The 22,757-nt window shown below is 55.6% G+C and carries 21 protein-coding genes; 11 read left to right on the top strand and 10 right to left on the bottom strand.

Annotated features, from left to right (window positions below; genetic code table 11):
- Positions 1–2: 2 nt before the first annotated feature.
- The 4 genes from lptA (at position 3) to ACFWW2_RS24535 (ending at position 2,545) form a co-directional block, all read left to right on the top strand.
- The gene (gene lptA, locus ACFWW2_RS24550; RefSeq protein WP_393932891.1) at positions 3–488 is read left to right on the top strand and encodes a lipopolysaccharide transport periplasmic protein LptA; all 486 of its coding nucleotides are present in this window, start codon (positions 3–5) and stop codon (positions 486–488) included.
- Positions 488–1,249 carry an LPS export ABC transporter ATP-binding protein gene (gene lptB / locus ACFWW2_RS24545; RefSeq protein ID WP_393932889.1) on the top strand — a complete coding sequence of 254 codons (762 nt, stop codon included), beginning with the start codon at positions 488–490 and terminating at the stop codon, positions 1,247–1,249. Before lptA ends, lptB begins: the two co-directional genes overlap by 1 nt.
- Before the next feature lie 226 nt (positions 1,250–1,475).
- Complete coding sequence (gene hpf, locus ACFWW2_RS24540; protein WP_393932887.1) at positions 1,476–2,051, top strand: ribosome hibernation-promoting factor, HPF/YfiA family; 576 nt, start codon at positions 1,476–1,478, stop codon at positions 2,049–2,051.
- A 29-nt stretch (positions 2,052–2,080) separates the two neighbouring features.
- Positions 2,081–2,545 (top strand): PTS sugar transporter subunit IIA, encoded by a 465-nt coding sequence (locus tag ACFWW2_RS24535; protein ID WP_393932885.1) that lies wholly within the window; start codon positions 2,081–2,083, stop codon positions 2,543–2,545.
- Between the two features lies 1 nt (position 2,546).
- Here the strand turns inward: ACFWW2_RS24535 and ACFWW2_RS24530 are convergent, their stop codons facing one another.
- The 7 genes from ACFWW2_RS24530 to cysQ all read right to left on the bottom strand — a co-directional run bounded on the left by ACFWW2_RS24530 (position 2,547) and on the right by cysQ (position 10,439).
- Positions 2,547–3,980 carry a nodulation protein NodH gene (locus ACFWW2_RS24530; RefSeq protein WP_393932883.1) on the bottom strand — a complete coding sequence of 478 codons (1,434 nt, stop codon included), beginning with the start codon at positions 3,978–3,980 and terminating at the stop codon, positions 2,547–2,549.
- Between the two features lie 2 nt (positions 3,981–3,982).
- A complete protein-coding gene (locus tag ACFWW2_RS24525) occupies positions 3,983–5,680 on the bottom strand; it encodes a beta-1,6-N-acetylglucosaminyltransferase (RefSeq protein ID WP_393932881.1) in 1,698 nt (565 codons plus the stop codon).
- The gene (locus ACFWW2_RS24520) at positions 5,677–6,666 is read right to left on the bottom strand and encodes a glycosyltransferase family 2 protein (RefSeq protein ID WP_393932879.1); all 990 of its coding nucleotides are present in this window, start codon (positions 6,664–6,666) and stop codon (positions 5,677–5,679) included. The genes ACFWW2_RS24525 and ACFWW2_RS24520 overlap by 4 nt, the downstream gene beginning before the upstream one ends.
- Positions 6,667–6,726: 60 nt before the next feature.
- On the bottom strand, positions 6,727–7,692 hold the full coding sequence (locus tag ACFWW2_RS24515) for a glycosyltransferase family 2 protein (protein ID WP_393932877.1): 966 nt from the start codon (positions 7,690–7,692) through the stop codon (positions 6,727–6,729).
- Between the two features lie 87 nt (positions 7,693–7,779).
- Positions 7,780–8,673, bottom strand: a complete 894-nt coding sequence (locus ACFWW2_RS24510; protein ID WP_393932875.1) for a UTP--glucose-1-phosphate uridylyltransferase — start codon at positions 8,671–8,673, stop codon at positions 7,780–7,782.
- A gap of 159 nt (positions 8,674–8,832) precedes the next feature.
- Positions 8,833–9,633, bottom strand: coding sequence for a 3-deoxy-manno-octulosonate cytidylyltransferase (locus ACFWW2_RS24505; RefSeq protein ID WP_393932873.1), 801 nt, complete (start codon positions 9,631–9,633; stop codon positions 8,833–8,835).
- Entirely contained in the window at positions 9,633–10,439 is an 807-nt protein-coding gene (gene cysQ / locus ACFWW2_RS24500) for a 3'(2'),5'-bisphosphate nucleotidase CysQ (RefSeq protein ID WP_393932871.1), read from the bottom strand. The genes ACFWW2_RS24505 and cysQ overlap by 1 nt, the downstream gene beginning before the upstream one ends.
- 110 nt (positions 10,440–10,549) lie before the next feature.
- Between cysQ and ACFWW2_RS24495 the strand changes: the two genes are divergently transcribed.
- The 4 genes from ACFWW2_RS24495 to radC all read left to right on the top strand — a co-directional run bounded on the left by ACFWW2_RS24495 (position 10,550) and on the right by radC (position 15,522).
- Complete coding sequence (locus ACFWW2_RS24495; RefSeq protein WP_393932869.1) at positions 10,550–11,371, top strand: ABC transporter permease; 822 nt, start codon at positions 10,550–10,552, stop codon at positions 11,369–11,371.
- A gap of 216 nt (positions 11,372–11,587) precedes the next feature.
- The gene (gene dnaK / locus ACFWW2_RS24490; RefSeq protein ID WP_393932867.1) at positions 11,588–13,507 is read left to right on the top strand and encodes a molecular chaperone DnaK; all 1,920 of its coding nucleotides are present in this window, start codon (positions 11,588–11,590) and stop codon (positions 13,505–13,507) included.
- 75 nt (positions 13,508–13,582) lie between these two features.
- On the top strand, positions 13,583–14,722 hold the full coding sequence (gene dnaJ, locus ACFWW2_RS24485) for a molecular chaperone DnaJ (protein WP_393932864.1): 1,140 nt from the start codon (positions 13,583–13,585) through the stop codon (positions 14,720–14,722).
- Positions 14,723–14,763: 41 nt separating this feature from the next.
- A complete protein-coding gene (gene radC, locus ACFWW2_RS24480; RefSeq protein ID WP_393932862.1) occupies positions 14,764–15,522 on the top strand; it encodes a RadC family protein in 759 nt (252 codons plus the stop codon).
- Here radC and ACFWW2_RS24475 read toward each other — a convergent pair.
- Both ACFWW2_RS24475 and secA read right to left on the bottom strand, forming a co-directional pair.
- Positions 15,519–16,514: a hypothetical protein gene (locus tag ACFWW2_RS24475; protein ID WP_393932860.1), complete on the bottom strand. Its 996-nt coding sequence runs from the start codon at positions 16,512–16,514 to the stop codon at positions 15,519–15,521. The two genes, radC and ACFWW2_RS24475, sit on opposite strands and share 4 nt — an antisense overlap.
- 79 nt (positions 16,515–16,593) lie before the next feature.
- Positions 16,594–19,284, bottom strand: a complete 2,691-nt coding sequence (secA, locus tag ACFWW2_RS24470) for a preprotein translocase subunit SecA (RefSeq protein ID WP_393932858.1) — start codon at positions 19,282–19,284, stop codon at positions 16,594–16,596.
- 183 nt (positions 19,285–19,467) lie between these two features.
- On the opposite strand from secA, the gene ACFWW2_RS24465 reads away from it, so the two are divergent.
- The 3 genes from ACFWW2_RS24465 to mutT are packed head-to-tail and all read left to right on the top strand — an operon-like array spanning position 19,468 to position 21,929.
- The gene (locus ACFWW2_RS24465; protein ID WP_393932856.1) at positions 19,468–20,313 is read left to right on the top strand and encodes a peptidylprolyl isomerase; all 846 of its coding nucleotides are present in this window, start codon (positions 19,468–19,470) and stop codon (positions 20,311–20,313) included.
- 6 nt (positions 20,314–20,319) lie between these two features.
- Positions 20,320–21,534, top strand: coding sequence for a bifunctional glutamate N-acetyltransferase/amino-acid acetyltransferase ArgJ (argJ, locus tag ACFWW2_RS24460; RefSeq protein ID WP_393932854.1), 1,215 nt, complete (start codon positions 20,320–20,322; stop codon positions 21,532–21,534).
- Positions 21,531–21,929 carry an 8-oxo-dGTP diphosphatase MutT gene (mutT, locus tag ACFWW2_RS24455; protein ID WP_393932852.1) on the top strand — a complete coding sequence of 133 codons (399 nt, stop codon included), beginning with the start codon at positions 21,531–21,533 and terminating at the stop codon, positions 21,927–21,929. The genes argJ and mutT overlap by 4 nt, the downstream gene beginning before the upstream one ends.
- 252 nt (positions 21,930–22,181) lie before the next feature.
- On the opposite strand, the gene ACFWW2_RS24450 is transcribed toward mutT, so the two are convergent.
- Entirely contained in the window at positions 22,182–22,691 is a 510-nt protein-coding gene (locus ACFWW2_RS24450; RefSeq protein ID WP_393932850.1) for a hypothetical protein, read from the bottom strand.
- Positions 22,692–22,757 lie beyond the last annotated feature (66 nt).

Here is a 22,757-nt window from a genome sequence, read left to right as displayed (position 1 = left end):
CCGTGTTCAAGAAATTTGCACTTGCCGCTATCGTGTTTGTTTGCGGCATGGCCGCGGCGCAGGCCCAGACCAATATCAATCTGGGCGGTGTCACGACAGATAGTACCGACGCGGTCGAGGTGACAGCGGACAGTCTTGCTGTGGATCAGGAGACCGGAACGGCTGTTTTTTCCGGCAATGTTATTGTGGGACAGGGCGAGCTGAAGCTTTCAGCCAGCAGTGTTGAGGTGATTTATGCCGAAGCGAGCGGACAAATTGAGCGACTGATCGCGTCCGGCGGCGTGACCTTTGTGACCGCGACAGATGCTGCAGAGGCGCAAGACGCGGATTATAATCTGGCAAATGGCACTTTGACCCTGACCGGTGATGTCCTGCTAACCCAAGGGGCCAGCGCAATCTCGGCCGAAAAGATGGTTGTGAATGTCACAGATGGTTCTGCCGTGATGGAAGGCCGTGTGCGCACGGTTTTACAGCAAGGCGAGAACTGATGACGGATGCGCCAACTCTTACTGTGCAAGATGGCGAGGTTGGCCTGAACATCGTCAACCTGCGCAAAAGCTATCGCAAACGCCCGGTCATTCGCGATGTAAGTATCGACCTTGGTCGGGGCGAAGTCGTTGCCCTACTTGGCCCGAACGGATCGGGTAAGACGACCTGCTTTTATGCGATTGCAGGATTGATCACGCCAGAAGGTGGCAAGGTGATCATTGATGGCCGGGATGTGACGACATTGCCCATGTACCGCCGGGCAAAGCTGGGGATCGGATATCTTCCACAGGAAATGTCGATTTTCCGCGGCATGAATGTTGAAGACAACATCATGGCAATTCTCGAAATTGCGGTGGATGATCGCCACAAGCGCCGTGAACGGCTGGAAGAACTGTTGTCAGAGTTTTCGATTGAACACCTGCGCCGGGCATCCGCGATGGCCCTGTCCGGCGGCGAAAGGCGGCGGGTTGAGATTGCCCGTTGTCTGGCGGCGGGTCCGAAGTATGTGCTGTTGGACGAACCTTTTGCGGGGGTCGACCCCATCGCTGTGGGTGAAATCCGCCACCTGGTTGCCGACCTCAAAAACCGCGGCATCGGCGTGCTGATTACGGATCACAACGTGCAGGAAACGCTGCAAATTGTTGACCGTGCCTACATCCTGCATGATGGCAAAGTCCTGATGAGTGGGACAACCGACGAAGTCGTGCAAAACGAAAATGTCAGACGTGTATATCTGGGCGACAACTTCCGCGTAAATTGAATCCTGTCAGAATGATGCTGACTGCATCATTGACAAACAGCCCCGTTCTGTCGCCAAATGAAGAGGATGACTGGCCCGCTCAACTTTTCCCCAATCGTGCCGCAGAAATGCCTGCATACCGAGGGAACATCAGCGACACGGGACGTTATCGTTTTCCAATAGTATGACGTATCGTCCGCAATTGCGGGCTATTCGCTACGTCGTCAGACAACACATAGGAGAAACGATGCGGTATCAAATCAGTGGTAAGCAAATCGACATCGGCGAAGCATTGCAGACACATGTCAAATCCGAAATGGACGAAATCCTGAGCAAGTATGCCGGGCGTCCAACCGAGGCATACGTCGTGTTTTCGAAGTCGGGCCACGAATTCAACTGTGAAGCGGTCGTTCATCTTTCCACTGGTTTGACAGCGCAGGCGACCGGCCGCGCGGCCGAGATTTATGCGGCGTTCGACAGCTGCGGCGAAAAGATGGACAAGCAGTTGCGCCGGTATAAACGCCGCCTGAAAGACCACCACAGGGAACGCTCGCAACCCGTTGAACTTTCCGACGCAGGTTCTTATATCCTCGAATCAAGGGATGAGTCGGAAGAGGCCGCCGAAGATAGCGTGAACGCCATGATCGTGGCCGAGATGGAGACGAAAATCCCATCGCTTTCTGTTGGTGAGGCTGTGATGCAAATGGAAATCGCAAGCGCGCCGGTGCTTGTATTCCGGAACGAAAAACATAGTGGAATCAATGTCGTCTACAGAAGGGACGACGGAAATATTGGCTGGATCGATCCCCGGACAACGGGTTGATCCATAGATGACTGTGAGAGAAGTGACTTATGCAACTTGTTGATATTCTTGGGGCCGGCGCGGTTAAGACAATCGCCTCGTGCACGAGCAAGAAGCGCCTCTTTCACGATCTGGGTGAGCTGGCCGAAAGCTGCTATGATCTAAACCCGACCTCAGTCATTGATGCATTGATTGAGCGTGAGGGGTTGGGCCCGACGGGTGTGGGACATGGCGTTGCACTGCCCCATGCCCGGCTTTCCGATATCGACAGTGTCAAAGGTATTTTTCTGCGCCTTGAAAAACCCTTGAGCTTTGACGCCGTTGATCGGCAGCCCGTTGATCTGGTTTTCGCACTGCTCGCCCCGCAAAATGCTGGCGTTGAACATCTCAAGGCGCTGGCGCTTGTATCACGTACCCTGCGCGATCAGGCCGTGTGTGCGAAGTTGCGTGCCAATAGCGATGCTGCAACGCTGCATACAATCCTGACAGAAGTTCACGCAACGCAGGCCGCCTGAGTCAGGCCCAAGCAGCAAACCCGAATGCCAGGCAATCCCGGGCATATGCTTCTTGTGCAGCCTTTTCTACGGCTGCATCATAAACCTCCGCAAGCAATGTTGTCTCGACATCTTCGTCTGGTGGCATCACTGGAAGGTTGTTGAGGCCGATCTGCGATCCTAGAAAATCCAGATCACTGACAAGGCGCTCTTCGCGCAGGATCACATCAGGTAATCCGAACTGCGCCATACCCTGTAGTATCGAAAGCTGGCTGGCCCATGCGGGATCAATGCGAACTGCTGTTTGCGCGGATAAGTTGTGTTTCAAGAAGCCCAGAAAGGCCAGAAAGGCATTGTGGTGCGCGTTGATATCATACCCTTTCAGGTTTCGCTTCAACAGCGGCTCTTGCGGTATGGGCAGCTTATGAACCCTGCGTAGCGTCTCGCGAATTTTTGGAAAGTTGCGGGGTCCGTCAAACAGCACATGCGTGCAAAACGCATGATGTGCCCGAACGACCGGGTGCCGCAAAACGGCAAAGCTGCGGTGACCGGCATGATCACGTTTCCATTGGCGCAATGTCTTCTGTGTGAACTTGGTTTTCAGGGCCGAACGCGATTTTCCGTCGACCGCTGCCAGCCAGTCACCCACCCGGTGATCCAGCCCGCCGCGCAAGGGCAGATACAAAAGTCCGCTATCCGGTGCAGCCATATAGGCAGGGATCATCGGCCCGCGACGCGGCTCGAAATTTGGTGTTCGGTTCAGGTTGAAACGATCCAGCCGCGCCAAGGCAGCCTCCATATCTGCCGGGTTCACCACCTTATCGATCGACGCTTCGGGGTTTTGCTTTTTCAGTTTCCGGTCGAGAGATGTGAGACGGTCGTGACAACCCAGAAATGACGCTAGACCATTCATCACCTCCACATCAGACAGGTCATCATAGGCCAGATAGAACGCGGTTTGGCCTGTCTTCTGGAGGTGATTTAACAGCTGCGTTTGAAACTGCTGCACCCGAGCCAGAAATGTCTCGAACTCATCAGCGTCGAAATGCACATGCTCTGATTTGGCATGGGTCGCGTTGGTCAGTTTCCATTGCCCCGTCGCCTTGGCGATTTTCCAGCTGACGAAACTGTCGATCGGGTTTCGGGTCAGGACGACTTTGGCGCATCGCGGGTGAGCAAGACTGATTTCAAGCGCGCGTGGATCGTGATCACCAAAGAACCGAAATCCTGCCAGACCATCGGCGGCCTTGATGGCATTGATCAGGGCACCGGGATCGCCTTCGCGCTGCTCCAGGGTGATGCCCAGAATATTGTCAACTTGCGGGTAACCGATAAAGCTGGGGTTGAACGCCTCACCATAACAGGTCAGCCCGTCAAAATGGTTGATATTTGCTTCCAGATAGTTGGACCCTGTCCGCATCTCTGCGAAGATAACAAAGTAGTCAAATTTCGACATGGCTAGCGAACCAGATAGGGTTTGCGATGAGGGTGATCATCCGGGCGCACATCGAAATCCGTAGGAAATTCGCCCGTCAGGAAAGGATGCATGCCTTGATTACGCAACTCTTGCAGAAACGCCCCGAAGCCAGACAGATCAACCATATTGGGTACTTCGGTCAGGCGTGGGCGGGGTTGGCCGCTCATCTCATCGACAATGGTTTGCAGCGTATCCATGGGTGATCGTACAAATTCAGCGAGCGTCTGGACCCTCACCCGTGCCTTAGCGAATGGTGACCGCAGGATCTTGAGCTGTTTGTGCTCGATGCGTTGCAGCCGTGCGGCCTCCCGACGGATATCGGAAAAGGTCTGACGCGCACGAAACAGCGGAATGATCCATGCCCCGGCCACAACCGTAATGCGTGCATTAGTATCTTTGGCGATCATCCAGTTGATGGTTTGTATGTCTGTCGGCCCAAACTGAAAGGCCTGATGCGTACCTCGCGTGTTCCATAACAGATTGGTCAGAAACATCTTTGCATTGTAGTCGCGCAAGGTCGGGTCATCAGACAGCCCGCCGATATACACGCTGCTTTGGTCGGCAAAGTGAGCGCGGTCAGGCGCGTAAAGATGTCCATGTACATCCGCACCTGTCTGATTGGCGAGCCAGGCCTCAAACCCCTCAAACGTTTGCGCCAAGCCTTGCAGTACCGAATAGGGCCCAACTGTCACGGCGTTTTCACGATCAATCGTCGGGAAACGGCTTTGCATATACAACCCAGGTCGTCCCCTGGTTCTCCGATCAACCGCATTGGCAAAAACACGGTCCACCGAGCTTGGGTTGGGTTCTACCAAACCTTTCACGCCGTTCAGAGGTTCTGGAAAAGCGTCATAAAGTTTCGACGCACGGCGCCAGATTTTACGTGCCACAAAGCAGCCAGAGCGCTGAAGCATCGCCAGATGATCATCATAAAAAATATGTGGTTTGCCCTGATAGTCGAACTTCGACAGGGTAAGTGAACGGCTCTCGATCTTGGTAGAGTGCAGTCGCGCCATTGTCTGGAAATAGCTTTCGTCGGGAATCCAGACCTTGCGGAAATAGCGATCATGGGCGGGACGTCTGGGATCTTTCAGAATCGCGCTGAGCGTCTGGCGTGTCAGGCACCACCATTGTGATCCCATATGAGGGATCACGCCATCGGGAATCCTGCGCCTGAACCTGATCAGCTGCTGCAGTTTGACATAGAGGTCAAAAATCTTGCGATGCCGTCGCCAGGAAAACGGAAACCGCAGCGTAAACCGCTCTTTGTCGAGCCCACCAACTGTCCAAGGGACATCAGCGGTGGTGGAACTTTCGATGAAATCTGTCTCTGGCCGCGCATCAAGATATGCGCAAAGCTCTGACACCGGACGTAGCGGCAAACAGGCCCCCGAGGCCAGATAGACATGACGTACCTTTGGGAAACTGTCCAACAACTGTGTTGCGGCGTCCTGCGTGGCGGCCACCAGCGCCCATGTACCCCAATCACATGTGTGACGACGCGAAAACTGCACGGTTCCAAGATCTGATAGCGCATCAACAAAGCTGGCATATTGCTTTGGCCCCACTTTGCGATCCACATGCACGACGACCGGGCAACCGCCATCGACCCAATGCCGGATCGCCTGTTCGGCCCGGTCCAGCGCCGTATGCACCAGCATGATCACCCCGACGCTCATGCCCAGTTTCCCTTTGACATCAGCCCAAGGCCCTCAAGTTGTCGCCAGTTCAGATACTGCGCGCTCCACTTTGACCAGAGGTCAGCCTCTTGTTCGGGCATATCGGCGTAGCGTTGATATTCGCCAGCTCCGCCGTAATGTTCACCGCGCGATGCTTCTTCTTTGGCCCGGTCACCGAATGTGTTCAGGAACTTGGCGTGCAGCAGAACGCCGGATGTCTTCTCACCGCCTTGTTGATCGTAGACCAGGTTCAGACCGCGCGGCAGGATCATATGGGTGGAGCTGACATAGGTATAACGACGGCTCCACTTCACAAATGGAACTTTATTCAAAGCGGGTGCCTTCTCGGGATTATCCGCGAAAAAGGCACGCGCCCGCGGTCCACCCTGTATCCAAAGGTTCCGCATCCGCTTGTTGCGGCTGATCGTGTAGTTGCCCGTGTCGAACCAATCTGCAATCTGCAATGGGTCCATACCGCGCTCATACACCGCCTGACTGACGGGTCCTTTCGGGTACATATCCAGCATCATCGTGCCGAATGATCGGACGTCCGAGGCATCCAGCCAGTCACCCAGTGCCGCCAGCGGGCGGGTGTCGCAGAACGGATAAACGAAAAACTCGTCCACATCGACCGTCAGCGCCCAATGCCCATGGGCATAGCGCAATTGCAGATATGTCAGCCAATCCATCCCAAAGCGGGAATTGCCATAGCCGGCCTGGGTTGACCAAAGCGATACGTCAGGTTGTTCTGCAGCGAATGCGGAACCGCCATCGCTGCTGCCGTTATCGACCATCAGAAAGTGATCGACACCCAGATTGCGGTAATATTCGAAGAAGTAAGGCAGGCGGATATCTTCGTTTCGAAAGGTACAAAACAGCAGGATATCACCGGGCTTGATAGTTGTTGTCCGGTTCTGCACAACCGACAACTCGCGGCGCTTACGAAAGGCACGAAACTTCCACCGTTTGCGCTGCAGTCGCAGCATGTATGACGTAAAAACTGTCAAAAAACCGTCCCGTTTCGCCCTGTGGCTATCGACATCCTATCAGACCCAGTGTCCCTTTGACATCAACCTGAGGTCTACAAGCTGTTGCCAGCCTTCGTAGCGGCAGGCGCCCGGGTGCCAAAGATCGGGATTCTGCGCCAAGGCTTCGTGGTATTCTACATAAAGCGCGCTGTTTTCAAAGTGTTGTCGACGCAACAGTTCTTCTCGGGACTTTGCCGTTGTGCTGTTCAGAAACTTCGTGTGAAGCAGAGCGCCAGTTACGCGGTCATCCTCATTGCAACCGAACACATCATGCAACCTGCGCGGTAGCACTTGGTGAGTGGAACTGACATAAGCATAACGCCGATGCCACCTGACCAATGGGGTCTTGTTGAGGGTAGGCGCGCGCGCTGGTTCATCCTTGAAAAATACACGATCCCGAACCCCACCTTGTATCCAAAGATTGTCGTAAACCGGATGCCACTGCGATCGATGATTGTCATGGTCGAAATAGGGAAGGGCCTGCACCGGATTGTCGCCCGGTGCATAGGCGTGGTCAGCGACTGGTCCCTTTGGATAGAGATCAATCATCAGGGCGCCGAATGAAACCTGTTTCCGTTCATCCAGCCATCCGACCAACTCCGGCAGTTTCCTGTCCGCGTGGTGTGGATAGATCAGCAACTCATCAGCGTCGACCGTCAGACACCAATGCCCGTGGCCAAACCGAAACTGCAGCCACCCCAACCAGTCCATTCCGAAGCGGGCCAGGCGGTAGCTATCATCGGTAACCCAAAGCGATACATCGGGTTGCGCCGTCAGATATTCAGCGGTGCCATCGTCACTGCCATTGTCTACAAACAGGAAGTGATCAACGCCAAGGTCGCGGTAGTGCTGCAAGAAATAAGGTAACCGCAGCATTTCGTTTCGGACGCAACAGAAGGCCAGGATGTCGCCTGCCGCAATCTCGCCCGTCCTGTCCATCTGCACAGCAAGCTGCCTGCGTTTGCGTAGAATGCGAAACAGCAATCGCCTGCGTTTCCAACGCAGACGATAGGCGAGCTTTAATTCAGCAAGGGTCCCCCTGCGCGGTTTGGGACCGGATGCGAGCAAGGGTTATTGCGCTGCCTTGTCGACCGAAACCATCTCGGTCAGATACCCGTACAAATCGTCGCGTAATTCGTCCCGTGCAAGGGCAAAGGCCACCGTGGCCTGCAGGAAACCGGCCTTGGACCCGCAGTCAAAGCGTTGCCCGTCAAACCGGAATCCGAACACGTCGCGCCCCTGGCTGATCTCGGCAGCGATGGCATCGGTCAACTGAACTTCGCCACCGGCACCCTTGGTGATATGGGCAAAGTTCTGCATGACATGGGGCGTCAGAATATAGCGACCGATCACCGCAAGGTTCGACGGTGCTGTTCCCTGTTTTGGCTTTTCAACCATGCGGTTCACCGACACCACCGGTCCATCGCCGCCTTTCACATCAAGAATACCGTAAGACGATGTCTTTTCAGGTGCCACTTCCATCGCGGCCACCATCGCACCGCCTGTTTCCTCATACGCCTCCACCATCTGCTGCAGGCAGGGTTTGTCGGCGGCAATCACGTCATCAGGCAGAATAACGGCAAAGGGTTCGTTCCCGATCAGCTTGCTTGCGCAGGACACCGCGTGGCCAAGCCCAAGCGGCTTGTGCTGGCGGATATAGGCGATGGCACCGCTATCCATGTTGGTGGTGCGCAGGATATCCAGCAGTTCTGTCTTGCCCGCAACTTCCAGCGCAGCCTCCAGATCGGGGGCGAGGTCGAAATAATCCTCAAGCGCGGTCTTGCCGCGCGATGTGACGAAAATGAAATCCTCGATACCCGCCGCCCGCGCCTCATCAATCGCGTATTGGATCAATGGGCGGTCCACCAGCGTCATGATCTCTTTCGGAACAGACTTGGTCGCCGGCAGAAACCGCGTTCCCAAACCGGCAACGGGGAAGATTGCTTTCGTAACTTTTTTCTTCATCTCTAATCTCTCTTACCAAGGGGCCCGGCGAATGAGACCCCGGTGAAATACAAATGCTCTTTGCAGAATTTCATTAACAATGATCAATACTTTAAGGCATCGTAAGCACAAAAACACCGACAAAATGCGGGATTATGGCCGAAACTGGCCTGACGGTGATCATGCGATGCCCATCTGCTGCATCATACCTTCGATCCGGGGCACATCTTCGGGGTTGTTGAGCTCCCAAAACTGCCGCCCTTGGGCGGACACCTCCACGCAAAGCACAGGCGTCCCCCGTTCGAGGAATCGCAATTGTTCGAGACCTTCCAGTTGCTCAAGCGGGCCGGACGCCCATGTGGGATAATCCATTAGGGCAGCCGGACGATAGGCATAGACACCCACATGGTGAAAAACTGGTGTTTGCTCGTCATCATCATACTTTCTGGTGGTGAACGGGATTACCTCCTTCGAAAAGTAAAGTGCGGTTCGATCAGTACCAAACACGGCGGTCGTCCCACCGACCCTACCCGCACGACGATCTTCAAGGAAACCATTCAGGGCGCGTCCGTCCGCGCGCAGCACAGGTGTGGCGACCGCTGCCTGCGGGTTGGCCAGCAACCCTGCAACCAGATCCTCGATGAACCACGCCGGGGTCAACGGCGCGTCACCTTGTAGATTCACGACGATATCATAGGCATCGCCAAGATGGCTCAACGCCTCCGCGCAGCGTTCCGTCCCGTTCTGACAATCAGCCGAGGTCATGACAACCTCCGCCCCAAACGCCTCTGCCGCATCTCTGATCCGATCATCATCGGTTGCAACGACAACCCGATCAATGCCGTCCACAGCCATTGCCGCGTCCCAGGACCGATGGATCAGGCTCTTGTTCTGATCGGTGGCCCCACGCAGGTTGACCAGTGGCTTACCGGGATAGCGTGTCGATGCATACCGTGCCGGGATAACGATCAGAACAGCCATCACGGTTTCTCCAATGTGACACCCGGCGATGTGGCAATGAAGAACGGGTTCTCAAAACCCGGCTTGCCATACATCAGTGGCGCATGATCATCGAAACGCACGACATCACCACCTGCACCTCTTAACACCGCATGACCTGCAGCGGTGTCCCACTCCATCGTGCGGCCAAGACGTGGGTACAAATCCGCCTCGCCAGTCGCGACCAGACAGAACTTCAACGACGAACCGGCGCTTTTCATATCAGCAACCTTGTATCGGCCGATGTAATCATCGGTGGTCTGATCGCGATGCGATTTCGACGCCACAACCAAAAGCGCATCGTTATCGGGTCTGGAAACCTGCAGTGTAGTTTGTGAACCAACGGATTGCTGATCAAACGGGCCAGCTTCCTCGACCGCCCTGCCATCGGACAACGTGTAGAACATGCGAGATTTCGCAGGGGCATAAACAATACCACGGATCGGAACGCCGTCAGCAACATAGGCGATATTGACGGTAAAATCACCGCGACGATTAATGAATTCCTTGGTGCCGTCCAGCGGATCAACGATCAGGAATGTGCTGACATTCTGAGCGTGGGTAGCTGCCTGTTCTTCGGTCACAAGCGGGATGCCGGGAAAGGCCGTGCGCAGACCCTCGCTGATGATCTGATCAGCCGCTTCATCGGCTGCGGTAACGGGGCTGTTATCACTTTTTGATCGCACATCAAAGTCGGGCGACTGATAAACATCCATGATTGCATCGCCAGCCTTGAGAGCCAGATCGCGCATGACCTGACCCATGTGGTCAAAATCCAACTTTTCCATCTCCAAGGCCTCATGTTCATTGAAAATAAGCGCTTTTCCCCTTATGGTCGGGCGTCAGGTAAACGGCAAGCGGTCAGCGCAGGCTTCGGCAGTCCAGTAAGAAAGCACAGATGTTTCAGGCGGCAACACGAACGAACAAGATGCGGGGGGCGATCAGTTTACTGGAACTGATCTATTTCAGCATTGTACGTTCGCTTCGTCAGTCGCATCGAAACGCCGTGATCGGCCTTCTGATCAACATGATGCAGGCGGTCATTATGGTTGGCGCCTTCTTCGTGATGTTTCAGTTGCTCGGCTTGCGCGGCGCCGCGTTGCGGGGCGATTTCCTGCTTTACATCATGTCTGGCATCTTTGTGTACTTGACGCATATCAAAGCTGTGAATGCGGTGATGAACTCCGAAGGGCCTGCATCGCCGATGATGCAACATGCGCCCATGAACACATTTGTGGCGATATGCGCATCATCGATTTCGTCACTCTATATCCAACTGTTGTCTCTGTTCATCATTTTGACGATCTATCACATAACATTCACGCCTGTTTATATACTGGATCCAATCAGTGCGATGGGGATGTTTCTGTTGGCGTGGTTTTCAGGCTGCGCTGTTGGCATGGTTTTCCTTGGTCTCAAGCCTTGGGCACCGGGACTCGTCAGTATCATCTCGACCATTTACATTCGGGTGAACATGATCGCGTCGGGAAAAATGTTTGTGGCTAACACGCTTCCTTCGTCGAAACTGGTGCTGTTTGACTGGAATCCGCTTTTTCACATCATCGACCAGCTACGGGGATACGTGTTCCTGCACTACAACCCGCATTTTTCATCATGGGAATACGCGTTGAAAGTTGCCGTCATCCTGCTGCTGATCGGCTTCATGGGCGAATTTTATACGCGGCGTCACGTGTCAGCCAGTTGGACGGCAGGGCGCTAGACGCGACTTCGTTAACAAACGGTAATCGGCACCTGCAAAAATCCGATATTTTCCTTACGTTCATGTGGAAGCGGCGGTTGCAGGCCCCATTTCCCATCCCTATATACGCCAAGATCGAAGATCGGGGATAAGCTCCTGATCAGATTCATGTAATAGGCGCGGGTGCCGAAACGGGTTCGCGTTGCTCAAACCGCCTGAACTAGAGGGATTTGAAAAATGGCCAAAGTTATTGGTATCGACCTGGGAACGACCAACTCCTGTATCGCCATCATGGATGGCTCCAAACCCCGTGTGATCGAAAACGCCGAAGGTGCGCGGACGACACCATCTATAGTAGCCTTCACCGACGATGAACGTCTCGTCGGTCAGCCGGCCAAACGTCAGGCCGTCACCAACCCTGAAAACACCATCTTTGCGGTAAAGCGTCTGATCGGCCGTCGGTTCGACGACAAAGACCTCGCTAAAGACAAGAAAAACATGCCATTTGCAGTGGTCGATGGCGGCAATGGCGACGCATGGGTCGAGGCCAAGGGTGAGAAATACTCCCCCAGCCAGATCTCTGCCTTCATCCTTGGCAAGATGAAAGAAACCGCCGAGACATATCTTGGCGAAGATGTGACACAAGCCGTCATCACCGTACCTGCCTATTTCAATGACGCCCAGCGTCAGGCGACCAAAGACGCCGGCAAGATCGCGGGCCTTGAGGTACTGCGTATCATCAACGAGCCGACAGCCGCTGCGCTGGCCTATGGTCTCGACAAGAAAGACAGCAAAACCATCGCCGTTTATGACCTTGGCGGTGGTACGTTCGACGTGACCATCCTGGAAATAGATGACGGCCTCTTCGAGGTGAAATCTACCAACGGGGACACGTTCCTGGGTGGTGAAGATTTCGACATGCGCATCGTCAACTATCTGGCTGACGAGTTCAAAAAGGAAAACTCTGTCGACCTGACCAAGGACAAGATGGCGTTGCAGCGTCTGAAAGAGGCTGCAGAAAAGGCGAAGATCGAACTGTCCTCGTCCTCCAGCACCGAAATCAACCAGCCGTTTATCTCAATGGGGTCCAACGGCCAACCGCTGCACATGGTAATGAAGCTGACCCGCGCCAAGCTGGAAAGCCTTGTATCCGATTTGATCAAGCAGTCGATCAAACCATGCAAAGACGCCATCAAGGACGCCGGCCTGTCGGTCAGCGACATTGATGAGGTGGTTCTGGTAGGTGGTATGACCCGGATGCCGAAGGTGAAGGAAGAAGTTGCTAAGTTCTTTGGTAAAGAAGCCCATCAAGGCGTGAACCCCGATGAAGTGGTGGCCATGGGTGCCGCCATTCAAGCCGGTGTTCTGCAGGGTGACGTGAAAGACGTTGTTCTTCTGGACGTGACACCGCTGTCGCTGGGCATCGAAACGCTGGGTGGTGTCTTTACCCGCTTGATCGACCGTAACACGACAATCCCGACAAAAAAGTCCCAGGTTTTCTCGACCGCCGAGGACAATCAGAACGCCGTGACACTGCGCGTGTTCCAGGGTGAGCGTGAGATGGCCGCCGACAACAAGATGCTTGGTCAGTTCAACCTTGAAGATATCCCACCGGCCCCACGCGGCATGCCACAGATCGAAGTGACCTTTGACATCGATGCCAACGGTATCGTTGAAGTTGGTGCTAAGGATAAAGGCACCGGCAAGGAGCAGAAGATCACGATCCAGGCCTCGGGCGGTCTGTCCGACGAGGATATCGAAGCCATGGTCAAGGACGCCGAGGCGAATGCCGAGGCCGACAAGGAACGTCGCGAACTGGTCGATGCCAAAAACCAGGCGGAAAGCCTGATCCATTCGACCGAAAAGTCGATGGAAGAGCATGCCGACAAGGTCGACCCAACCACGATCGAGGCGATCGAACTGGCGATTGCCGCGCTCAAGGATGATCTGGAAGCCGACGATGCGAAGGCCGACAAGATCAAATCGGGCATCCAGAACGTGACCGAAGCTGCCATGAAGCTCGGCGAAGCGATCTACAAGGCCTCTCAGGAAGAGGAAGGCGACGCAGAGCCGCAGGCGCGTGCCGCAGATGAAGCCGAAGACGATATCCTTGATGCCGACTTCGAAGATCTGGACGACGAAAAGCGCGGCAACTAAGGCGGTAAACCGCAAGGGATATGACCGGCCCACATACCGGGCCGGTCTTTTCCGTTCCCAAAGGGGAAGAGTATCATGGCAAAACGTGACTATTATGATGTGCTGGGTGTCGCCAAAGGTGCTGATGCTGCCACAATCAAAAAGGCCTATCGGGCAAAGGCGAAAGAACTTCACCCGGACCGCAACTCCGACAACCCAAATGCAGAAGCGCAGTTTAAAGAGGCGAACGAAGCTTACGAAGTCCTGAAAGATGAGAACAAGAAAGCCGCCTATGACCGGTATGGTCACGCCGCGTTTGAAAACGGTATGGGCGGCGGTGGCGGGCCGCGCGGGCAGCAAGGCGATTTTGCCAGCGCGTTCTCGGATGTATTCGACGACCTGTTCGGCGATTTCATGGGTGGCCAGCGCGGTGGCCGCCGTAGCGGGGCGCAACGCGGCAATGACCTGCGCTACAACCTGCGCATCAATCTCGAAGATGCTTATTCAGGCATGCAAAAGACCATCACAGTGCCGACATCTGTTGGCTGTGACGCTTGCAATGGTACAGGTGCCGAAGGTGGATCAGAACCACAGACCTGCCCCACATGTAACGGCATGGGCAAAGTGCGCGCACAACAAGGTTTCTTCACCGTTGAACGCACCTGCCCGACATGTTCCGGCATGGGACAGACCATCAAGAACCCGTGCAAAACCTGCCACGGCGCTGGCCGTGTCGAAAAAGAACGGTCGTTGTCCGTCAACATCCCGGCTGGTGTTGAAACCGGCACTCGGATCCGGCTGGCAGGTGAGGGCGAGGCCGGAATGCGTGGCGGGCCAACCGGCGATCTCTACATCTTTATCGAGGTGAATAGCCACGCGCTGTTTGAACGGGAAAGTACGAACCTGTTCTGCCGGGTGCCAGTTTCCATGGCGACGGCGGCGTTAGGCGGCGAAATCGAAGTGCCAACCATCGACGGTGGACGTAGCCGGATGAAGGTGCCCGAAGGATCGCAATCCGGGCGACAAATGCGCTTGCGTAGCAAAGGAATGCCAGCGCTGCGCGGTGGCGGTTCCGGCGATATGTTCATCGAACTGGCGGTGGAAACACCTGTAAAACTGACTTCCCGCCAGCGTGAACTGCTCAAGGAGTTCGACAAGTTGAGCGAAGAAAACAACCCGCAAGGATCCAGCTTCTTCAAGTCAGTGAAAAGCTTCTGGGATTCGATGAAAAGCTGACATTAACGCGCCGGTAACCAAACCCTCGGCAAAGTGGGGCCATGTCTCAATTTGCCGAATCCCGATCCTTGTTTGCTGATCATGATGACGTCGCCATCGTCACGCCGATGCCAACGGGCCGCACGCCGTCCTATATGCGCGATCACAGAAAACGCCTGCGTGAACGGTTCATGGCCGGTGGCGCGACGGCTGTACCAGACTACGAGCTTCTGGAACTGGTCCTGTTCCGCGCAATACCGCGGCAGGATGTCAAACCCCTTGCCCGCGCACTGATTGAGCGGTTCGGCGACTTCAATCGGGTTTTGTCGGCCCCTATCGCCCAACTGAAACAGATCAAGGGCGTCGGCGACTCGGTCGTTATCGAATTAAAAGTGGTTGAAGCCGCTGCGCACCGGCTGGCGCGTGCTAAGGTGATGCAGCGGCATGTGGTTTCAAGCTGGGATGCCTTGCTGGACTATTGCCATACGGTGATGGCACATCGCGACATCGAACAGTTTCGCATCCTTTATCTGGATACAAAGAACGTGCTGATTGCGGATGAGGAGCAGGCAAAAGGCACGCTGGATCATGTGCCCGTCTACCCGCGGGAGGTGGTCAAACGCGCCCTTGAATTGAACGCAGCATCCATCATTCTGGTTCACAATCACCCGTCGGGCGATCCCACCCCATCACAGGCCGATATCCAGATGACTGCCCAGATCGACAGTGCGGCTAAAGCATTGGGAATTACGGTTCACGATCACCTGATTGTCGGAAAATCCTGTGAACTCAGTTTTCGGGCACAGGGATTGTTGTCTTAACGGGCCGCCAGCGTCAGCGTGTCAAACAAATCCGGCCGCATGAATGACTGGCCAACCGTGTCGCAGCCTGGCATCTCGATCTCGAACGCGCTGGAGGCCAGATATCGGCCCGCGTTGGTACGGATACCTTTCACATCCAGCTCTCGACCGCAGTTTTCCTCGGTTACTGCCGCCCCGACCTGAAGCTTGATCTGACCGTCACGGCTGATCAAGCCAGTGGGATAGGTATAGACCTCTGCCCAATAGGGAATCGTAGCATTCGATGTGCCAAGTCGCGTCATGAACCCGCGTTCGCCATCATGCGCAAGTTCCGGACTATGGGTCGATGCGGACCAGATATGACCGGGATCGCCAATTGTCGCGCCGAATTCCATCGCATGAAGCTGCAAGTTGCCAGTACCGCGCCATTGCAGGATTGCGCGATCAAACATATCGGCGTCCGGCACATGAACGATTGTGCGCGCCTCTTCGATGTTGTCAACGGTGACAACAAACGTAGCTGAACTGCTTAGCGCCGGAACATCCAGTGCCAGACCACCCACGTCATCAGTCCGGGCCGAAAACACCATCTGTTCGTGCCAGACCACAACTTCGGCATTCGGATGGCAGGGCGATTGAAGCGCCAGACCGACCATCGCCGCAAAACGCGGTTCAGCGATCAGATCGGTTTCACAACTGTCCAGCGGCGAAGCCGGCATGAAACTGGCCTGCGGCGTTTCCATTTCGGCAAACCGAGCATCAACCGCGACAAGCGCTGCTTCGCTTTCAAATTGGTGGATAGCTGGCGCATCAATGGCGCGGGGCATTCCAAAAATAGCAGCTCCGACGGTATTGGTCGAACTTGCGACACTGTACACCGCGCTAGCCGTCGGCTGGCTGGCCTTGCGCACAGAACGCGTGTCCGACGTCCCGTCACTCTGGACGATGTAACCGAGCCCCAGAACAATTGTCGCCGTCGCGATTGCTGCTACGCCATAGCGCATAAGGGACATACCCAACTCCCACGTGTACCCTCTCCTCCGGGTCATCGCAGCAAACGGTGGCCCTAGCACGACGCAATTATGTCAGGTTTCAGGCAAGACGCCCATGGCAATGCTTGAATTTCTTGCCAGAGCCGCACGGGCAACTGTCGTTCCGGCCCGGATTCCCCCACGTCTCAGGGTTGTTTTCGTCAAACCCTTCAGCGGCGGTTTCCGACTTTTCCAAACTAGGTGCTGCCTGTGTAGCGGCACGTTGCTGTTGTTCGCGCAATTGCGCAATCAGTTTTGCCTGCTCTTCTTCCGACATCGGGCGGATCTGACCCAACTTTTGTGTCACATCCACGCGCAATCCGTCCAAAAGCCGTTCAAACAGTTGGAACCCTTCGGTCTTGTACTCGTTCAGCGGATCGCGCTGGGCATAGCCGCGGAAACCAACAACAGAGCGCAAATGCTCTAGCGTCAGAAGATGTTCGCGCCATTTCGCGTCAATGGTTTGCAAAAGCAACTGCTTTTCAATGCTGCGCATGGCATCCGGACCAAAGGCTGCGGTCTTTTCTTCCATGAACTTGTCAGAGGCTTCTTCAAGCCGCTCTCGCATGACGTCATCGTCAACGCCCTCTTCCTCGGCCCATTCCATGACCGGCGCATCGACACCAACATCGCGGATTACAGCAGCATAGAGCCCTTCGGTATCCCATTGATCGGCATAGCTTTTCGGCGGCATATATTCCGCCACAAGGTCATCGATCACCTGATGGCGCATGTCCTGCACAATCTCGGACAGATCAGACGCTTCCATAATCTCGCGCCGCTGCGAAAAGATCACTTTCCGCTGATCATTCATCACGTCATCAAATTTCAGAAGCTGCTTGCGGATGTCAAAGTTGCGACCTTCGACCTTGGACTGCGCACGTTCCAGCGATTTGTTCACCCATGGGTGTTCGATCGCCTCGCCCTCTTTCATGCCGAGGCCCGATAGCACCTTGTCCAACCGTTCTGATCCAAAGATACGCATCAGGTCATCTTCCAATGACAGGAAGAATGACGACCGCCCCGGGTCACCCTGACGGCCCGAACGGCCGCGCAGCTGGTTGTCAATTCGCCGGCTTTCATGGCGTTCAGTCGCCAAAACAAACAGGCCTCCGGCGGCCTTGACCTTTTCCTTTTCGTCAGCGACTTCAGCCTCGATGGTGCTGCGCAGCTCTTCCGGATCAGCGTCCGGATTTTCGTCCATCGCCTGCAGTACGTGCATTTCGACGTTTCCGCCCAACTGAATATCGGTCCCGCGGCCGGCCATGTTAGTGGCAATCGTTACGGCACCCAGTTTACCGGCATCGGCAATGATCTGGGCCTCTTGTTCGTGCAACCGCGCGTTGAGGACGTTATATGAGATGCCTTCCGACTTCAGCAGGTTTGCCAGATGTTCTGATTTCTCGATCGAGGTGGTCCCGACAAGGATTGGCTGGCCATTGCCATGTGCATCCTTGATTGCTGCAACAACGCCTTCGAACTTTTCACGTGCGGTGCGATAAACCTGATCATTTTCATCGACGCGTGCGATGGGCCGGTTCGTCGGCACCTCGACCACACCAAGCCCGTAAATCTGTTGAAATTCCTCCGCCTCGGTCAGGGCCGTACCGGTCATACCGGCCAGCTTGTCGTAAAGACGGAAGTAATTCTGGAACGTGACAGAGGCCAGCGTGACATTCTCTGGCTTGATCGACACGTTCTCCTTGGCCTCAATCGCCTGATGCAGACCATCAGACAGACGGCGACCAACCATCATGCGCCCTGTAAACTCATCAATCAGGACAACTTCGTCATCACGAACGATATAATCCTTATCCTTGGTGAACAGCTTGTGCGCGCGCAGGGCCTGATTGACGTGATGTACCAGCGTCGCACTTTCCGGATCATAAAGCGTCTGACCTTCCGGCAGCAAACCTCGCGCGGACAGCTTTTCTTCCAGCCAATCGTTGCCTTCGTCTGTAAAGGTCGCCTGACGTGTCTTTTCATCCAGCGTAAAATGCGCTTCGTCGATATTGGGCACGATTTCGTCAATCGTGGCATACATCTCGCTGCGATCCTGCGCCGGACCGGAAATGATCAAGGGCGTCCGCGCCTCATCGATCAGAATACTGTCAACCTCATCCACAATCGCAAAGTTATGGTGACGCTGATAGATCTGGGCCAGATCCGATTTCATGTTGTCGCGCAGGTAATCGAACCCAAGCTCGTTGTTCGTGGCATAAGTGACGTCACAGGCGTAGGCCTCTTTTTTCTCGTCTTCGGGCTGCTGCGGTACAACCACACCGGTGGTCAGGCCGAGCGCGCCGTAAACCTTGCTCATCCATTCCGCGTCACGGCGGGCAAGGTAATCGTTCACGGTGACGATATGCACACCCTTGCCGGTCAGGGCATTCAGATAAGCAGGGAAAGTCGCGACAAGTGTTTTCCCCTCACCAGTTTTCATCTCAGATATATTGCCCTGATGCAGGAAAATGCCGCCGATCAATTGAACATCGAAAGCGCGCAGACCCAATGCGCGCTTGGCCGCCTCGCGGCAGTTGGCAAAGGCTTCTGGAAGCAGCGCATCGAGGCTTTCGCCCCCCATGGCCCGTTGCGCCAGGCTTTCTGTTTTTTCCTTGATCTGCTCGTCGGTCAGTTTTTCGTATTCCGGCTCCAGAGCGTTGATCTTGTCGACCAGCGAACGCACAGATTTGACTTTGCGGTCATTGGGTGTGCCAAACACCTTTTTGGCGATCGTTCCGATACCCAGCATATTCACTCCGGCGGCGCGACGGCGCCTGTCTGACATCTATTTGAGAGGAGGTCGCTTGTAGGCCCGTTGCGGGCCACATACAAAGGGCCAAGACCAGCCCCCTCGAGGCATTCATGGGATGTAAGGGGCCGGATATGCAGTGTCAACGCCACGCGCCCGCGTCGGCTATCAAGGGATCGTATAATGCTGAAACATGTTACACTTTTGGGGTCCGCCGTGCTGGCCCTGTCCGTTGCGACACAGACTGCCGCGCAGGACGAGATCACGGGCGACACCGTTGTGGCCAAAGTGGGCGATACAGAAATTACCGTGGGCCAGTTAATCATCGCGCGCGCCCAATTGCCCCAACAATACAGCCAGTTCCCGAACGAAGCACTGTTCGACGGGCTGATTGAGCAGCTGATCCAACAACAGCTTTTGGCAGACGCGCTGGAGGAGGTCCCGTCAGGGATCGAATACACGTTGCAGAACGAACGCCGGTCACTGATGGCCGGTGAATTGGTCAATGCCATCTCAGCCGAAGCCGTAACCGACGAGGCGATCCAGGCCGCCTATGACGCTGCATTTGCGGATGTGGAAGAGGTCAATGAATTCAATGCCTCTCACCTTCTGGTCGCAACCGAGGAAGAGGCGCTGGCCGCCAAGGCGCGGGTGGATGAAGGTGCCGCCTTTGCCGATGTGGCGCGGGATGTGTCGACGGGGCCGACGGGGCCAAACGGCGGAAATCTTGGCTGGTTTGCGCCGGGCGCGATGGTGCCCGAATTTGAGGAGGTGATCAGCAACCTTGAAGTCGGCGCTGTTTCGGATCCGTTTGAAACGCAATTCGGATGGCATGTGGCAACGCTGAACGAAACACGGGTTCAGCCGCAACCGACACTGGAACAGATGCGCAATCAGCTGGCCAACGACATTCAGGAGGCTGCGATTACCGCGCGTCTGGATGAACTGGCGGCAGCGCAGGAGGTTGTCAAACCGGCGACCGGCGATTTCGACCCCAATATCATCGACCGTCTTGAGCTGATTGAGTAAGCGCCAATGGCGATATCACCACTTGCCCCGGCCGCATTCCCTGACCTGCCGGTTATTGATGGGGTTACCTTCGCTGCAGCCTCTGCTGGCGTAAAATACAAGGGTCGCGCGGATGTCATGCTGGCGCTTCTTGCGCCGGGCAGCGCCGTTGCTGGGGTATTCACACGCTCCGCAACGCGATCAGCGCCGGTGCTGGATTGCCAGGCAAAACTGGGCGCTGATCCATCGGGACCTGCGGCCATTTTGGTAAATTCTGGCAATTCAAATGCCTTCACCGGTAAGAACGGGAGTGATGCGGTTGCCGCGCTGACCTCTGCCGTGGCTGAGGTTACTGGCGTGGACGCCAAACGGGTTTTCACCGCTTCGACTGGCGTGATCGGCGAACCACTGCCTTTTGAACGGATTACCGCAAAGCTGTCAGACCTTTATGACGCGCAATCGGCGACGTCGATCACTGATGCCGCGCGTGCGATCATGACCACCGATACCTTTCCAAAGGGTGCGACCGCGACGGTCGATATCAGCGGCAAGTCGGTAAAAATTGCAGGAATTGCAAAGGGTTCGGGCATGATCGCACCCGACATGGCGACGATGCTGGTCTATATCTTTACCGATGCGCTGATCGCGCAGGATGATCTGCAAGCGCTGGTTTCGGAGTGGAATGACAAGACCTTCAACTGCATCACGGTCGATAGTGATACTTCGACATCCGATACGCTGATCATGGGCGCAACCGGGGCGTCTGGGGTCGATGTTACTGGAAACGCTGCATTTTCCGAAGCCCTGCATCGGGTCATGCTGGACTTGGCGCATCAGGTTGTCCGCGATGGTGAAGGGGCCAGTAAGTTCGTGACCGTCGGCGTCACGGGTGCTGCAAATGATGATGATGCCCGTAAAGTCGCGCTTTCAGTCGCAAATTCGCCACTAGTCAAAACCGCCATCGCGGGCGAGGACGCCAATTGGGGTCGCGTGGTCATGGCGGTCGGTAAGTCAGGCGCGGCGGCGGATCGGGATACGCTGTCGATCCGCTTTGGCGATATCACTGTCGCCGAAAATGGTTGGCGCGCACCGGATTATTCTGAAGAGGCCGCAGCGGCTTATATGAAGAACGATGAACTGGTCATCGGCGTTGATATGGGTATTGGCGATGGCGCCAGCACCGTCTGGACCTGTGATCTAACCCACGGATATATCAGCATTAACGCGGATTATCGGTCGTGAAGACAGTTCTTGTTTCGGCGGTCGCGCTGATTGACGTGGATGGTCGTGTGCTGCTGGGCCAACGCCCGAAAGGCAAATCCATGGCGGGCCTGTGGGAGTTTCCTGGCGGCAAGGTCGAAGCGGGAGAGACGCCGGAGGCGGCTTTGATCCGCGAATTGCATGAAGAACTGGGGATCGACACCTGGGCATCCTGCTTGGCCCCGCTGACATTTGCGAGCCATTCATATGATGATTTTCATCTGCTGATGCCGCTTTTCGCCTGCCGCAAGTGGGAAGGCGCGCCGCAATCACGGGAAGGACAGGCTCTGAAATGGGTGCGCGCACATGAGCTGCGGGATTATCCGATGCCTGCGGCAGACATCCCGCTGATCCCGATTTTGCGCGACTGGTTATAGGCCGCCGCGCAACGTTCGGTGGTGTTGCGTAGGGGGTACCGCGCGGTGATTTGGTCGGAATCCACGAATCATTCGTTAATACTGGTGTTTTCGTCAATTTGGGCGGTCGGCATCGCGTCGGCAAAACGTCGGACTTGCGTCGGACCCCTATCAGCGATTTTGCGGGATTAAGGCCGCGTGCGGTGTAAACGTAAATGCGGCGTTAAGGTTTTGCGGTCGAGTTGAGCTGCAGGCGCACAAGCTCAGATCTGCTTAGTTGTTTCTGCCATAGCTGATTGATCCGGTGATGCCGGACCCGCCTATGTTTTCCCGTCGCGCCGTGACACTGCCACTGGCAGAATGGCCGGATTTGTTATTGAAGCCGAATGTCAGGGAGCCACTGAATTCGATCCCGGATTCCCCATTTTCCGGGCGCGGATCACTGGCCGCATCCAGCGCGGATTGCAGTGCGATGGCGTCCGCGTCAGGTTGGGTGTCCATGATCATGTCCGACAGCACCTCGCCCGTGGTCTGGCTGACAATCACCTCGCGCCAGTGTTCCCCGTTGTTGGCCGTGATACGGGTACGCCCGAGCGTGGTCGTGGTGACATCTTCGATCTGATAATCCACCGCCTCTAACCCGCGTACAACGTCGGTATAGTCGCGGTTCTGGCCAAGCTGGTAGGTTTGCCCCAGCCCCGAATAATCAGCGTCTTGCGCAAGGGCCAAAGCTGGTATCGCAGCCAATGACAGCGCGACGGGCAGGACGGCGGAAAATCTCATGATGCTCTCACTTATGGTTTGACGGGTGCCGTGATCAGCAGTTTAACCGATCTTTGCCGGTTCATC

It is taken from the genome of Yoonia sp. R2-816 (genome assembly GCF_046762905.1).
GTDB lineage: Bacteria > Pseudomonadota > Alphaproteobacteria > Rhodobacterales > Rhodobacteraceae > Yoonia.
Note: the sequence above shows the minus strand (reverse complement) of the source record. Positions and strands in the feature narration are given on the sequence as shown.